This window comes from Ktedonobacter sp. SOSP1-52 (assembly GCF_016587395.1).
Genome location: NZ_BNJH01000009.1, coordinates 1 through 14,371, shown reverse-complemented (window position 1 = coordinate 14,371; position 14,371 = coordinate 1). Strand labels below are relative to the sequence as shown.

14 protein-coding genes and 1 pseudogene are annotated in these 14,371 nt (G+C 52.7%); 4 read left to right on the top strand and 11 right to left on the bottom strand.

Features of this window, described 5'->3' with window-relative positions; all coding sequences use genetic code 11:
- Window positions 1-92 precede the first annotated feature (92 nt).
- A pseudogene (locus tag JMJ16_RS53130) lies at window positions 93-767 on the bottom strand (tetratricopeptide repeat protein); the annotation flags it as partial.
- Between the two features lie 440 nt (window positions 768-1,207).
- Between JMJ16_RS53130 and JMJ16_RS53125 the strand changes: the two are divergent.
- Window positions 1,208-1,354 (top strand): hypothetical protein, encoded by a 147-nt coding sequence (locus tag JMJ16_RS53125; RefSeq protein WP_201394778.1) that lies wholly within the window; start codon window positions 1,208-1,210, stop codon window positions 1,352-1,354.
- A gap of 23 nt (window positions 1,355-1,377) precedes the next feature.
- On the opposite strand, the gene JMJ16_RS53120 is transcribed toward JMJ16_RS53125, so the two are convergent.
- The 8 genes from JMJ16_RS53120 to JMJ16_RS53085 form a co-directional block, all read right to left on the bottom strand.
- Window positions 1,378-1,788, bottom strand: a complete 411-nt coding sequence (locus tag JMJ16_RS53120) for a transposase (protein WP_201394777.1) — start codon at window positions 1,786-1,788, stop codon at window positions 1,378-1,380.
- 31 nt (window positions 1,789-1,819) lie between these two features.
- On the bottom strand, window positions 1,820-2,176 hold the full coding sequence (locus JMJ16_RS53115; RefSeq protein WP_201394776.1) for a transposase: 357 nt from the start codon (window positions 2,174-2,176) through the stop codon (window positions 1,820-1,822).
- 308 nt (window positions 2,177-2,484) lie between these two features.
- Window positions 2,485-2,703, bottom strand: coding sequence for a hypothetical protein (locus JMJ16_RS53110; RefSeq protein WP_201394775.1), 219 nt, complete (start codon window positions 2,701-2,703; stop codon window positions 2,485-2,487).
- A 44-nt stretch (window positions 2,704-2,747) separates the two neighbouring features.
- On the bottom strand, window positions 2,748-3,008 hold the full coding sequence (locus JMJ16_RS53105; protein WP_201394774.1) for a hypothetical protein: 261 nt from the start codon (window positions 3,006-3,008) through the stop codon (window positions 2,748-2,750).
- Complete coding sequence (locus tag JMJ16_RS53100; protein ID WP_201394773.1) at window positions 3,008-3,463, bottom strand: glycosyltransferase family 2 protein; 456 nt, start codon at window positions 3,461-3,463, stop codon at window positions 3,008-3,010. Before JMJ16_RS53100 ends, JMJ16_RS53105 begins: the two co-directional genes overlap by 1 nt.
- A gap of 2 nt (window positions 3,464-3,465) precedes the next feature.
- Window positions 3,466-3,969, bottom strand: coding sequence for a GtrA family protein (locus JMJ16_RS53095; protein ID WP_201394772.1), 504 nt, complete (start codon window positions 3,967-3,969; stop codon window positions 3,466-3,468).
- 64 nt (window positions 3,970-4,033) lie between these two features.
- Window positions 4,034-6,070 (bottom strand): glycosyltransferase family 39 protein, encoded by a 2,037-nt coding sequence (locus tag JMJ16_RS53090; protein WP_201394771.1) that lies wholly within the window; start codon window positions 6,068-6,070, stop codon window positions 4,034-4,036.
- A 272-nt stretch (window positions 6,071-6,342) separates the two neighbouring features.
- Window positions 6,343-7,599 (bottom strand): serine hydrolase, encoded by a 1,257-nt coding sequence (locus JMJ16_RS53085; protein ID WP_201394770.1) that lies wholly within the window; start codon window positions 7,597-7,599, stop codon window positions 6,343-6,345.
- Window positions 7,600-8,120: 521 nt separating this feature from the next.
- On the opposite strand from JMJ16_RS53085, the gene JMJ16_RS53080 reads away from it, so the two are divergent.
- Window positions 8,121-9,287, top strand: coding sequence for a sensor histidine kinase (locus tag JMJ16_RS53080; protein WP_201394769.1), 1,167 nt, complete (start codon window positions 8,121-8,123; stop codon window positions 9,285-9,287).
- Entirely contained in the window at window positions 9,284-9,976 is a 693-nt protein-coding gene (locus tag JMJ16_RS53075) for a response regulator transcription factor (protein ID WP_201394768.1), read from the top strand. The genes JMJ16_RS53080 and JMJ16_RS53075 overlap by 4 nt, the downstream gene beginning before the upstream one ends.
- Before the next feature lie 216 nt (window positions 9,977-10,192).
- On the opposite strand, the gene JMJ16_RS53070 is transcribed toward JMJ16_RS53075, so the two are convergent.
- Window positions 10,193-10,945, bottom strand: a complete 753-nt coding sequence (locus tag JMJ16_RS53070; RefSeq protein WP_201394767.1) for an IS6 family transposase — start codon at window positions 10,943-10,945, stop codon at window positions 10,193-10,195.
- Between the two features lie 416 nt (window positions 10,946-11,361).
- Here JMJ16_RS53070 and JMJ16_RS53065 point away from each other — a divergent pair, with 416 nt between their 5' ends.
- Window positions 11,362-13,146 carry a serine/threonine-protein kinase gene (locus tag JMJ16_RS53065; RefSeq protein ID WP_201394766.1) on the top strand — a complete coding sequence of 595 codons (1,785 nt, stop codon included), beginning with the start codon at window positions 11,362-11,364 and terminating at the stop codon, window positions 13,144-13,146.
- A 468-nt stretch (window positions 13,147-13,614) separates the two neighbouring features.
- Here the strand turns inward: JMJ16_RS53065 and JMJ16_RS53060 are convergent.
- Window positions 13,615-14,371 (bottom strand): tetratricopeptide repeat protein (locus JMJ16_RS53060; protein WP_201394765.1); only part of this gene is annotated, 757 nt, incomplete at its 5' end.

The window sequence follows — 14,371 nt, the reverse complement described above, 5'->3', positions numbered from 1 at the left end:
GCCTGTTCATAGGTGATAAGTGCCTCTTCATAGCGATGCACCTTTTCAAGGTTCATCCCTTTCAATCTATACAGGAATATCTCGTATGGGTCAAGAGCGAGAGCTTGATCGTAAAGAAGGGCAGCTTCTTCATACCGCTTGAGTTTTGTAAGCATCTGTCCTTTATCTCGATAAAAAGGAATACTATGGGGGTCTCTGTTCAGAGCCTGACTATAGGTGTCAAGCGCTTCTTCGTAGCGTTTAAGTTCCTCTAGCAATGCTCCTTTTTTGGCATAAAAGCTAGTATGCTCAGGATCAAGGGCCAGAGCCTGGCTATAGGCGGCAAGCGCTTCTTCGTAGCGTTTAAGTTCCTCTAGCAATGCTCCTTTGGCTTTATAGCAGTGAATATCCTGAGGAGCAAGGGCTAAGGCTTGCTCATAAGTGGCAAGAGATTCTTCATACCGGCGAAGATCATTGAGAGTAGATGCTTTTGTCTCATAAGCACGAGGGTCGTGGGGATCGAGGGCAATGGCCTGATCACCAACTGCCAGAGCCTCCTCATACCGCTTGAGTTTCTCAAGAAGATACGCTTTTCTGATATAGAAGAACATATCATCAGGGTACTGGGCAATAGCCTGCTCATATATTTTGAGTGCATCCTCATACCGCGACTCGCGAAAGTATTCTTCCCCTTCTTTTATCCATTCTATTCGGGATTTGCCCTCACCTGATGATGATGGAGATAGGTAACTGTGGACTTGAACGGTGGAGGCAAGGGCAGGAACCATGGTTGCTTGCACGAACAGTTCAGATAATGCAGCAAGGAACGCCAATATATCAGTGTAGCGATCTGTCTGTTGCTTACTCAGTGCTTTGAGAATCGCCGTTTCGGTAGCGAGAGGAAGATGTGAATTGTATTGGCGTGGAGGAGGTGGATCTGCTGTGAGATGCTGAAAGCCCAGAGCAAACAGACCAGGTGCAGTAAAGGGGACATGGCCGGTGAAGAGCTCATAGGCAATGCAGGCGAGCGCGTACTGATCTCCTTTTGAACGGGTGTTGAGCCTGGCGGAAGTCACGGAAGCGCAGCGTGCGGAAGCGTATCGGCGCTATGAGGTCGTCAGAGAGCATGTGGAAGAAGGGATTGCGCAAACGGTGGTGGCGCGAGAACGCGGTGTGCCGCTTTCGACGTTGCAGTGGTGGGTGCGGAAGTCACGGGAGGATGGACTGTGTGGATTGGCAAGACCGCCGCGTGGGGACCCTCGTGAAGCGGCGGGGGATCTGGGAGGAGGAGGTGAAGGTGGTGGAAGGGTTGGCGTTGCGCAAACCGCGCAGATCGATGGCGACGATCCATCGACAGGTGAGCAAGATCGCGTGAGAGCAGGGGTGGGAAGAACCCAGCTATATGCAAGTGTATCGGATGGTGAAAGAACTGCCTCCGGCGCTGGTGACGTTGGTGGTAGTAAGACTTATAACAACCACGACAAATGAAGAGGTAATTGGCCTAAAAGCTGCCTCCCATGCGGTTGCCCAAGTGGGGCGCATGCCTCTTTTTGTGAGCTTGGTCCGATCAAAAGAGACGCCCGTTTGATCTCGCCTGGGAGCCCAGCCGAAATAGCACTTCAGTTCGCTTGCCTTCTCAAAGTTGGCAATATTCCCGATGGTGGCGATGATAGTTGCCGCCTGTACCACTCCGATAGGCGACATGGAAAGCAAGATCTGCCCTTCTCGACAATTCCCCACGATATCTGCAATCTCTGTATCCAGGCGTTCCATATGTTCTTGGACCAGCCGTAATTCTTTGATTAACAACTCTTGCTCGACCTTCAGCCGCGCAATCGATCTACATTGGTGATGCCAATGCTCTGCTGAGCGAGCTGCTGGAGGCGTAGGAGGTTGGCTTCGGAAGGAAAATACCTTGCACGAACTGCTCATCCCACTCCGCTTCTTGTAGGAGCCACTGCACCCCATGCGCATTGGCTTCCCCAAGCGCCTCGGCCATCTGCCAGCCATTCTTGCGTCCCACGGGGGCCAACAAACCTTGGAGGTAGCGTTCCAGGCGCGAGCGGACTTCCGCACGGTGTACGTGCTTGCCCAAGCGTGCGGTGAGCTCTTCCAGCACCTGAGCTGCATCAGTGATGAAGCGTAGGGCCTCCTCTTCTTGTGGATGTTCCTGCTCGATCCTAGCTGATGTGGTCATGGACTTCTCCTCCTCAAGGGATCCTACCACATTTTCCCCTAAGTGGGACTTGTAGTACTTAGATCCAGAATATAGTCTGTTGCGAGATCCTCAAGCGAAACAAACATGTCCCAGGTGCTTTGCCTCGGAAATAGCCCCCCTACATCGCGCCGGATAAGGCAATCAGGCATCCTGGTCGATTCGATTGGCGCGCTATTGGATCTCCTTGGACTAGAGACTGCGGTTGTCGCCCTACGCCGTCGCCCGCCGGAAATGCTGCTCCAAATGAGAGCCTTCGTTCTATCCCTAATTAAGTAAAATGTAGCTCTTCAACGCAGCTTTGTGAGTATTAAACGGCCCTGCTTCTTTCTTTTATCCCAAACGGTAGTTGCAAGCCCCAGTGCACCCACGCCCTTAAAAAATCTCGGCGGGTTATACCTACACCTTTTTGAGTAGCCATCGCGTAATCCTTTTTGCACTTCACATAAGAGAAATACAATAATTTTTCTCGATGAAATTTCCAGCACATTGGGTGCCTTAGTTTGCATGGGTTTTCCTTACTTCTATACTAACTCGCATAAAAACAAGCATACTATATATGAAGGTAGCTGAAACTCGTGATCGCATCGAACGAGAGTGTCAACATCTTGCGCAGGGGATACTTGGTAACCCCAGCAAAGCGTTCTTCGCGCTCATAGGGAACGGACACCTGTCGGAAACCGACCCAGACAGAGAGCCCGCGTATGAAACGGTGGTGCTCAGGCATCGAGACAAGTACATCGACCACCCGCCGGTCGAGCAGGCGGAAATTCCCGGTATCCTGTGGAATGGGAACCGAGGTGAGCCGGGTCATCAGGAGATAGAAAGCCTTTGCCGATAACAATTTGAATGCTGCTCGCCACGTCGTTTCACCCGTTGGGCTGAGATGACTTCACCGCCCTCTCGCCAGCGTTTAATCAGTTGCGGAACGACCTCTGGCGGATCTTGCAGGTCGGAATCAAGCATAATCACCGCCTGCCCACGAGCATGAGTTAGTCCTGCCATAATCGCCTGCGCATGACCGAAATTGCGTGCGAAATCCACCACGCGCACGCGCACATCCTGGTTATGTAACCTACATAATATGTTATATGATTCATCACGACTTCCATCGTTGATGAAGATAAGCTCAAAAGATTCGCCTACTCCCTCCATCACACTGATCGCCCGTTGGTAGAAGTGGGGGAGCGTCTCCGCTTCATTATAGATTGGTGCCACAATCGAATAGATTGGCGTGTCAGATGGCTGTTGGGACTTCTCTGTACTCAATGCTATCTATCCTTTCCATTACGTTCTTCCTGAAAAATACTTGAACTGGAGTGAGGTCTCTCTCTGCGGAATACCAGGAACTCACCAAGCACAAAATTGGCGACAGCAGCCATGCCGATCCCCAGTCCAGAGGCCAGCAGTATCGGCAAGAGCGCCCGGGCAATGATGAATATCCCCTGGTTGAACAGAGCGGTTCCGGCGATGGAACCATGAAAACGGAGCCAGCGCCGGCACCGCGTCTTTCTCGCTGTGCGTATGGAAGGGCGATCATTCCAGGTGAACACGCTACTCAACGCAAAATTCACCTGAGCAGCGAGCAGGAGGGCTAGAATATTTGCTAGGATGGGTTCTATGTTGAGCTCTGCCAAGAGAGCTAGTAGCCCAAGCTGCAACATTCCGCAGGCACCACCTGTGAAAAGGAAACGCAGCGGGCGCACCTGCTCGGAGAAAAGCAGCACCAGCATATATTTTGCCCGCAGGCGCGTTTTCTGTGGAATGAATGACAAGAGTTTTATCTACTTTCGATCCTTTATATTGCCTGGAAGATGGAAGAAATGAGCGCCCTGCACCTCAGGAGATCACGGCGCAATTATACAACTGATTTCTACTTTCAGAGGCATTGCCAGGCCCGGCGCCATTGGCAGAAGATTGCCACAGGCGACTCTCCACGCTCTGACAATGCTGTTCCACCCAGTCGGTGAGTTGGGTGTGCTGGACTCCTCGTACAAGGACCGGCCCACCTTGTGGATTCTTTGCCGGCAACAGGAAGAAGTGTACTGTGCCCTGCTTGACCAGTGTCTCAAGCTCATTGAGCGTTAAAATGGGATCGCTGCCGGTGAAACCACCCATTGCCATCACTGGTTTGTTCGTCGCGAGCATGATTTTGCCTGCTATATCATCCTGTGCATTGGGCACGGCCAACAGAAATTTTGCCTGACCTCGATTGGCCTCCAGGTAATGAATCAATGCGGGATCAATCATTTGCGAACCAGAAAGGGGCCCCTCTCCCTGCGGAGGTCCCGCCACCGGCTCTAGTGGCTGACTCAGCGTGATGGGAATGATTGCCCACACGGTCGGCGTAAGCAGCAACGCTACCCCCCCGACAGTGACCAGCAGCAAGGCGAGGAAACGAGTATTGATTTCCTTTAGACGCAGGAACGGAACAGCACGAACACTCACAAGTGCCCCTGCGGTTATGAAGCTCAATATAACCAGCGGCGGAATCAGCCAGCGACCCCATATTGGATCAGGATAAACGCTCAAGAGAAAGACCTGCTCTGCCGTGGTGACGACGACAGCGATCGGCAAGAGCCAGCTCCGCCACCCCCCACGACGATAGTCCTGCCACATCGTCACCAGACCAATGCCAATAAGCGCGGCAATGGCCGGAGCCATTACGATCAGGTAGTACTGGTGGAAGAAGCCAGCCACACTGAAAAAGATCCCCATCGTGATCAGCCACATACCCCACAATACCAACGATTGTAGCTTCCGATCTTCCCGCACGTTCGGGCGTTGCTGCCAGGCTCGCGCCAGCATTCCCAGCACCGCCAATGGCAGGAGCCAGCCGATCTGACTGCCAAGTGAAAGCCCGAAAAGGCGTAATGGACCGGGAGTGCCGATATCAAAACCCATTCCACCTATTTCGATTACGCGCGGTGTTCTTCCATTCTCGCCTCCAGGAACTGAGGGAGGCTGACTGGCGGGTGTCTGTGGTTGCTGAGTTCCATCACCCGCACTAGGAGTTGAGATGGTTGGGGTATGACCAAACAGACGTTCGAGGCCATTGTAGCCAAGCGCCAGACTGAGCGCTGAATTATCTTTCGTCGAGTCAACGTAGGGCCGTTGCGAGGCTGGTGTGAGATCGACGGCCACCAGCCAGGAAAGCGAGACCACCAGGAGCAGTAGCCCGGCTAAGGCCAGATGCCCAATGCGCTTCCAGATGCGATGAGGTGCGGCAAGCAGGTAAAGCATCCCGTAGGCGGGCACCACCAGATACGCTTCCAGCATCTTGATGTTGAAGCCTATGCCGACGAGGAAGGCAGAAAGCGCCAGCCAGCGCAAGCTCCCGCTCTCCGCCGCCCGCATTACGGCCCACGCTCCAATGAGCAATGTCAGCGTCAGGGTGCTATCAATCGTGACATCGCGATTGGTCACGATGCTAATCGGGCACAGTGCCAGGACCAACGCTGCCAGCAAGCCAGCAACTCTGCCAAAGTGGCGCCGCACCAGAGAGTAGAGCAGGAGTACCGAGAGCGTACCGGCCAGCGCTTGTGGCAGTAGGATGCTCACGGGATTAAAGCCAAATATTTTGGCGCTGATCACCTGTAACCAGAAGCCCACAGGGGGCTTGTCAATCGAGACAAAGCCCGCTGGATCATAGGCAACAAAAAAAAAGTTCTGCCAGCTCTCCATCATGCTTTTGACCGCAGGAGGATAGTACGTGCTAAAACCGTTCTTCCCTAACTGAAAAAAGTTCATGAACATCGCGATGAGGACAATTCCCCCCAACGATAGGCGATGCCAGGACGGGAATCGCAGTTGCCTGGCTTGTTTTGTTGCATGTTTAGGCTCAGCCTGAGTGCTTGCTATGGGTGTCTTAGCCATTTCTCTCTTTTCCTTACACTTACATATAGGAAAACCATCGGGGAGATCCCCCTGACAAAGATTTGAGTTCCTCTAGGCAGGATAAGCGCTCTATGCGCTGGTTTATCCTGTTGTGGGTGGATGCCGTTTCCTTATGGGGACGCACACAATTGCTCCTGTACGATTATGTGAGGCTCCCGTTCGTAGGGGCTATCGTCATCATAAGCTGGATAGACTGGCATGTATCTTCTTCGAATTTCATAGTGCTTTCGTCCTCACGACAACATGCCCATCTACTGCTGAATGATGAGCATCTCAGCCCTCGTTACCAGCTTCATAAACGAATCTTGCGTTCCATAATTGCTCAGGATGACAAGATTGTAGCCCAGCGTGGGAAACATCTCGAATAAGGTGGAAGCGCCCTCAGAACCTCCACTATGCCAGACTGAACGTATCCCATTGGTCAGCGATTCTATCAGGCCATAGGCATATTTGCTCGTTCGCGGCGGCAGCGGCGGCATAGGAGTCCCCTGGGGTTGTTGCCTGGAAGGTGCCGTGGGAGCCGGTCCATTTGGGGAGGAAGGCAGCGGCATTTCAACCTTGCCTGTCATGAGCAGATCGGTGAATGAGGGGTTGAGCAACTGGTGTGTTTGCAGTGCCTGACTATAGCGCAACATATCCTCCACGGTCGTATAGGCGTCGCCTGCGGGTTCTCCAATGAAGCCTTGTTGCTCACTGATATCTATGCCCTCGCTATTATAGGGATGCGCAATATCCCCCCTCCGCTCTCGCTGTGGCTTCGTGTAAAAGCGGCTTTTGCTCATGCCAGCCACCGCGAAGACGTGCTGGTGGATATAGTCATAATAGTCCATCCCTGATACTTGTGCGACAATCGCACCCAGAGTCACATAGCCTGAATTGCTGTAGGACCAGGACGTTCCAGGAGTGAACTGTAACGGCTGCTGCTTGATCATCTCCAGCAGGCCATTTATGGTTTCAGCGGCGCTCTGCCAGGTGGCTAGCTTGGCTTTGTAATCGGGGATCAGATGAAAATCCCCCATCCCGGAGGTATGGGTCAATAACTGATGGATGGTGACTGAATCGGCAATGTCAGCAGGGAAACCTTGCAGATACTTGCCGATGGAATCGGTAAAGGTGAGCTTCTGTTGTTGAGCCAGTTGTGTAATGGCAGTGGCAGTGAACACCTTGGCAATTGAGGCAGTCGCATAGGGGGTCTGAGGGCCATTGGGAATGTGTCGTTCTTTATTCGCCATCCCATAGGCTCGCAATAGCACCGGTTTGTCCCCTTGGGCGAGGAGGAACGTGCCAGAAAACTGATCCTGTTCTGCCAGGTGCTTGACATACTGATCCAACTCTCCTCCAGGAGCCAGCGTCGCAGGAATGGATGAGGTGGTGTCATGAGCAGCAAAAGCGGACCGGTAGCCCTGAAAGGCCAGCAGACCACCCGCCAGCAAAGATACACCACCTGCCACCTGCACAGCCCGACGACGAGTCATAGGTATATAAAAAACCGAAGGCTTCGCGTTCATGAGATTCTTCTCTCTTTCTTTTTTCATCTCTCATCTTCTGAGAGGTGATTCATCACATGAGGTAGCAATGCAGGCGCGTGGTCCGCACGCTTGCTACCTGACCCCAAGTATAGCGGTGCTTACTGGTGCCCACATCGTCTCTTGCGCCAATCTTGTCCTGCCTTTCCAGACAGGTCTCTTTGTCCCTGTCTGTTCCGCCATGGCGGAAGAGGCATGCAGCAGGTGGAGAAACGGACAATGAAACAGCGAGCGGAGGGTGATATACTAGAGCCATGACTTTTCACGCCAGATACGTCTTGGGGGGCGCTATGGACACAGAGATGCACAGACGAGGCAAGAGCCAACAACTGAGAACATCCACTGGGAATCCGTCAGAGAAGAAGCTCTCTGCATCTGGATCGGATCGGCGTTCTCTGTTCTGGTTCCTCCTCTTGTGGGTGGGCGCTGTTTCCTTCTGGGGAAGTGCGCGGATCCTTCTAGAAGACTCTATCAAGCTTCCGTTCGGGAGTTTTACCATCATCATGACTAGTTCTCTCTCTTCCTCACAACGTACATTGCTCCCACCGTCATCAGGTCCACTCCCGCCGCCACGTTTTGAGCATCTCTCTGCTCCTCTGAATGTGATCTTTCTGCTGTTGATAGTCTTGCATTTCCTGCTTCACTATCTGTGCCTTTCAGGCAGATTCCCGCAACGCTGGTCCTGGCTCTATTTTCTCTTCCAGGCCGGATGTGTTTTTACGCTGAGCCTCATGTGGTCCGACCTGATCATCACACTTGGGTTCTCTTTGGTTCTGGTCATTGAAGCGCTGAATGTGCTCAAACAGATCAGGCATATCATGATCATTGTCGCCTGCTTTCTTGCCCTCTTTCTTGCAACGGCCATCATCCAGATACTGCAAATGACCATCTGGATGACGCTTGAGTCCGTTTTGCTCCTGGTGGTCTTTCTTATCGGGTGGATTCTGCTTTTGATTCAACAGATCCATGCTCGCAGTCGGTTGGAAGCGGCTCATCTCCAACTGGCAGCCTTTGCGATGCGCATGGAAGAACTGACCCTGGTGAACGAGCGGCAGCGCCTGGCGCGCGAGTTACACGATACGCTGGCACAGGATTTGGTGGGGCTGACATTGCAACTGGAGCGTATCGATCAACATCTGGAGAAAAAGCGGTATGAGCGTGCTCGCGAACTGGCTCAGCAGGCCATGTCTCGCGCACGGACAACACTGGCGGAGGCCCGTACCGCCATCGATGATCTGCGTGCCAATGCGCTCGGTCCTCATGATCTGCTCCAGGCCCTACACAGGGAGATCTATCGTTTTAGAGAGAGCACATCCATCGCGTGTATCGCTGACATCGCTGTGCTTGCACAGACGCCTTCTGCTCTCTGTGAGCATGTGCTACGTGCCATCACGGAAGGACTGACCAATGTCGCCCGTCATTCCCAGGCCCAACAGGTGCACATTTGTGCTCAGTTCCAAGAGGACTTCCTGACCATTGAAATAGGTGATGACGGGAGAGGCTTTGAGAGCGCTGCCCTCGCCACGCTACAAGGTCACTATGGTCTTCTGGGGGTGCGTGAGCGTGCTCATCTTTGTGGGGGCCACCTGACGATTGAGAGTGCTCCAGGGCACGGAACAATGCTTCGCTTGCACCTTCCCACGCAGACAAGAGGAGAGGTTCTCGGATGAGAGAAGAACAAGCAACCATTCGGGTTGTCGTCGTTGATGACCACCTCATTGTGCGTGAGGGGCTACGTTTTATGTTGGAAGAGGCCGATGAGGGGTTTGTCCTGGTTGGTGATGCAGGAGATGGTGCCGCCGCCCTCCAGGTGGTGGGCAGAGAACAACCTGATGTGGTCCTGATGGATTTACGGATGCCGGGCATGGATGGACTGGAAACCATCAAACGTATTCGTGCCAACTGGCCGCATATTGCCGTTTTGATTTTGACGACCTATAACGAAGATGATCTCATGATACGAGGCTTACAAATGGGAGCCTGCGGGTACTTGCTCAAAGAGACGGATCGAGCAACCCTGTTTCGGGCCATCCGTGCCGCAGCGCGCAACGAGATGACGGTCCAGCCAGAGATGATGAATCGTATTCTTTCGTATGCATCTCATGGTGTCTCTTCACCTGCTCTCTCGGCGATCCCCTCTTCCCGCAAAGAAACAGAGCTGACGGAGCGTGAGGTGGAGGTGCTGACAGGTCTTGTGCAAGGAGAACGCAATAAAGAGATTGCCCTGCGACTGGGAGTCGCCGAACGCACGGTGCGTGCTCATCTGAGCGCTATTTACATGAAACTCAACGTGGACTCCCGTGCTCAGGCAGTTGCCCATGCTCTTCAGCATGGTCTCATTCCTCCTCATCCCTTCTAATCTCAGCAGAGAAAACGAAAGCCGTGGGAGATGCCTTCCATGCTTTGCAAAAGAGAGAAGGGGGTGGAACGAACGAAGGCAGATAGTTTCTGTGTTTCGTGGGATGGAGTGGCGATGGTTGTGTTGCAAGAAATTGAAAGAAGGCAAAATGGGAGGAAGGAACTCTGCTTGCTCAGTTTAGGCTGTCCGTCCAAACAGCATGGTAACCAATGCAACCTACCCTTCCACATCGCCTTTGGCTACCCCTTGGACTTGTCCTTTCCTGATCATGTTCATCATTTCATATCCTTGCAAGGTTCGCCACGCCGTCTCGAAGGAAAAGAAGCCCATACCAGGTTTCGTCAAGCGTTTGATGAAGCGATGATCTTGCTCGATCAGATTGTTGAGATATTTCACCTGTCTGAGTTCGACCGATTTGGGAAGGGTACCAGCAGCTTTGAGCTCAGCAATCGCTTTGGGATACGCCGTGTTCTTGTCTACAGTGATCACGCGGAGGGCTAACATGGTGGTACCGGGGTCAAGCACAGGCGTGGGCGAAGCCATGTGCTCTTCGATCAAACATACTTGAGAGGTTGAAAATATCAAAAAGTGCAGCGCTTTACAGAAAAAGCGTTTGGCCGCTTCAGCGTCCCGTGTTGGACTGAGGAAGAACTCGATCGTGTTCCCTGCGGAATCCACAGCTCGGTACAAGTAAAACCACACCGCTTTGATCTTGATGTATGTCTCATCCACGCGCCAGGAGTCGTTGTATGCCTTCAGATGGGGTCGACAGCGTTTCTCCAATTCAGGAGCATATTTCTGAACCCAGCGATAGATCGTGGTGTGATCGACATACAGGCCCCGTTCGAGCATGATCTCCTCCAGATCGCGGTAGCTGAGCGAGTAGCGCAGATACCAGCGAACACACAGCAAAATGATGCCGGCCTGGAAATGACGCCACTTGAACGGATTCTGGCTTTGGTTGCTCATGAAGGAGATCTCTTTCGCTCTTTTCTTCCCACTGTAGCAGATCAGCTTTTTATTTGCAACACAGCCATCTAAGGCTCCACAAACGACATGGCAGCCTAGATGACTTCTTTTTACTTATGCTTGCAAGGTTGTATCCGATACCAACACCCTTTCCAAACAACTCACGATTACAGGTAACTATTCACCTTGAAGTGATATGACGTAGAAGGAAAAGAGGAAAAGGTAGGCCCCTCCTGCATGGGCGTGGGGATCAGACACTGAGAATACCCTTGCAGAGAGTAAAAGTTACAGCCATGGGGGCGGAATCACGTGTGATTCCGCCCCCATGGCTTTTCTCTATGACAGAGATGTGTTACACTAAAAAATATCAAATACACCTTATATTTCTATTTCTACAGATACATTGAGGGCGTCAAATGATCAATCTTGTAGGCCAGCAGTTGGGTAATTATCGTTTGCTGCATCTCCTTGGTCATGGTAGCTTCGCCGAGATCTATCTCGGACAGCATATCTGGATCCAGAGCAAGCAAGCCGCAATAAAGATACTGCGTTCCCAGATAGCGGAAGAGTATATCACCGATTTCCAGCAGGAGGCAGAGTTCATCTCCTTGCTACACCATCCCCATATCGTTCCCATTCTCGATTACGCCGTTGAGCGAGACACAGCCTACTTGGTCATGGATTACTACTCGGAGGGAACGCTCCGCAAGCGTCATCCACGTGGCTCACGCCTCCCCCTCGCGGAGGTCGTTTCCTATATTAAACAGGTCGCGGAGGCTCTCCAGTTCGCACACGATCACAAGCTCATCCACCGCGATGTCAAGCCGGAGAACATGCTCATTGGACACCAGGGCGAAATCCTGCTCTCCGATTTTGGCATTGCCGCTATGGCCCACCAGACATCTTCTATGAGCACCCAGAAGCCTACGGGAACCGTTCCCTACATGGCTCCTGAACAGATTAAAGGTGCGGCGCGTCCCACCAGCGATCAATATGCCCTGGCGGCCATAGCCTATGAGTGGCTGGCAGGTGAGCGCCCCTTCAACGGCACCCATGACGAGATATATGCTCAACACCTGATGAGTTCGCCCCCCCCCTTGCGCGAGAAGATCAACAGTCTTCCCATAGAGGTTGAACAAGTCATCATGCAGGGGCTTGCGAAAGAGCCTGCTCAGCGCTTTCCTAGCATCTCAGATTTCGCGCTGGCCCTTGAAGCCGCCAGCCTCTCTGGCACAGTGGGCTCGCTCTCGACCCTCCCGCGAGATCTCGCAGATCCCATGCCTACCTTCTCAGGCGAAGCCTCAATCCCGATTACGCCTCCCGAAGCCAATATTAACCCATCCCTCTCACATTCTCTCCAGACGCCTACGAAGAGCACGCAGCCACCGCCACTATCCACACACGTGCCTGAGCCCCAGAGCCGCGACCGGCGCAACCGCCCCCTCGGCATCGCACTTATCGCCTGCGCCCTGCTGCTGATCCCTGGCGTGCTGGGCCTCTTTACCCATCAGAACCACGAGGAGCAGGTACAAAAAGCGAACGCCACCGCGACCACCAGGGCTCAGCAGACTACTACAACCCGGGCCAATGTCAACGCAACGGCTACCTTCACCCATCTCTCGCCTCTCGAACAGTATAATCAGCTTAAGCGCACGCCACCAACGCTGAATGATCCCATGCGTGACAACTCACAGGGCGGTCATTGGGATGAGGAGGTGCGTAGCTTTGGCGCTTGCAAGTTCCTCGCGAACTCCTACCATAATATTGTCACTTCATCCGGTTACTTTAACTCCTGCGGCGGAGGTACCGACGCTCCCATCCATGATTTCGCCTTCGAGATCCAGGTCGCCATTCTCCAGGGCGATAGTGGCGGTTTATCCTTTGGTTACAACAATCAACAAGGGTACCACTTTGCCATTCGCGCCGATGGCACCTATCTCGTCTTACACTACACAAAGACCGAAAACTCCCTTGAAACCCTAACGGAAGGCTCTTGTGTCGCCATTAAGCAAGGCTTCAAGCAAATAAATACCCTGGCAATCATTGTGCGCGGCAACAATTTTTCCTTCTTCGTCAATAGCCAGTATGCCGCCAACTGGACCGATACCTCCTACAACGCCGGATACCTGGGTGTCTATGCCGCCTCAGCTCAAAGCCCCACCGAGGTCGCCTATAGCAACGCCCGTGTCTGGAAACTGTAATTTGGATACCTCCTATGAAATAATGTCCGCTCTTGGACCGATCTTGGATCACTTTCGACACAAACGATACAGTCTCACTGCAGAGGATTATCGTGTACTCATGCAGGGTCGCTTCCTCGTCTGGAACGAAGTGACCAGTGGGCAAACTGCCGCCTAACAGCGAGCCATTCTCTTCAATCTTCCGCTTGTTTCCTGCCCTTCTCCCTTCTTCCCCAAAAAGCTCTTCTGTTTTTTCGCCAAGTTGACAATATCGCTCCCGACGCCGCTAGGCACCGCCGCACCGCGCCGACCATATCATCGTCCTCAAAGATAGCAAGATCGACGCCTAGGGCGCGCTCTCCGAACTTCTCGCCACCAACGAGGAGATGCGCGGCCTATATAGCAGTGACGATGAGGATGGACGGGCTTAGACTGTGATGAAAAAGGAGCCCAAAAATGTTTTATGTAAAAACATTTTTGGGCTCCTTGCTATCTACCTCGTTCACGAAGCTGCTTGAGCACGCGTTCTATTTTAGAACGAGCGTATTGATGCTTTGGATTGAGCCGTAAAGTCTGCTCATAGGCGATGAGCGCCTGCTCATAGCGTTCTAACTGATAGAGCGCATTCCCTTTGTTATAATAGGCCGAAGTTTTATTAGGATCGTAGTGGAGAGCTTGCTCATAGGCGATGAGTGCCTGCTCATAGTGCCCTAGATCGTAGAAATTGATCCCTTTATTGTTATACGCCCTCGCGTCCTTAGGATTGAGGCGAAGAACCTGGTCATAGGTAGCATTGGCTTCTTCGAAGCGTCGCAACTGGCTGAGTGCGTTCCCTTTGTTGAAGTACGCGTCAACTTTGTTGGGTTTGAGGCGGAGCGTTTGATCAAAGGCCGTGAGTGCCTCTTCGAAGCGTCCTAACTTGTTCAGCATGTTCCCCTTGTTGAAATAGGCCGATGCGAAGTTGGGATTGAGGTGGAGAGACTGATCATAAGCCGTGATGGCTTCATCGAAGCGTCCTAATTTGTTCAGCATGCTCCCCTTGGCGAAATACGCATCAGCCTGATTGGGATTGAGGTGGAGAGACTGATCATAAGCCGTGAGTGCCTCTTCAAAGCGTCCTAATTTGTCAAGCGCGTTCCCCTTGTTGAAATAGGCGTCTGTTTGGTTGGGCTTGAGGTGGAGAGACTGATCGAAGGCCATGATCGCCTGCTCGAAGCGCCCTAACTCGTTCAGCGCGTTTCCCTTA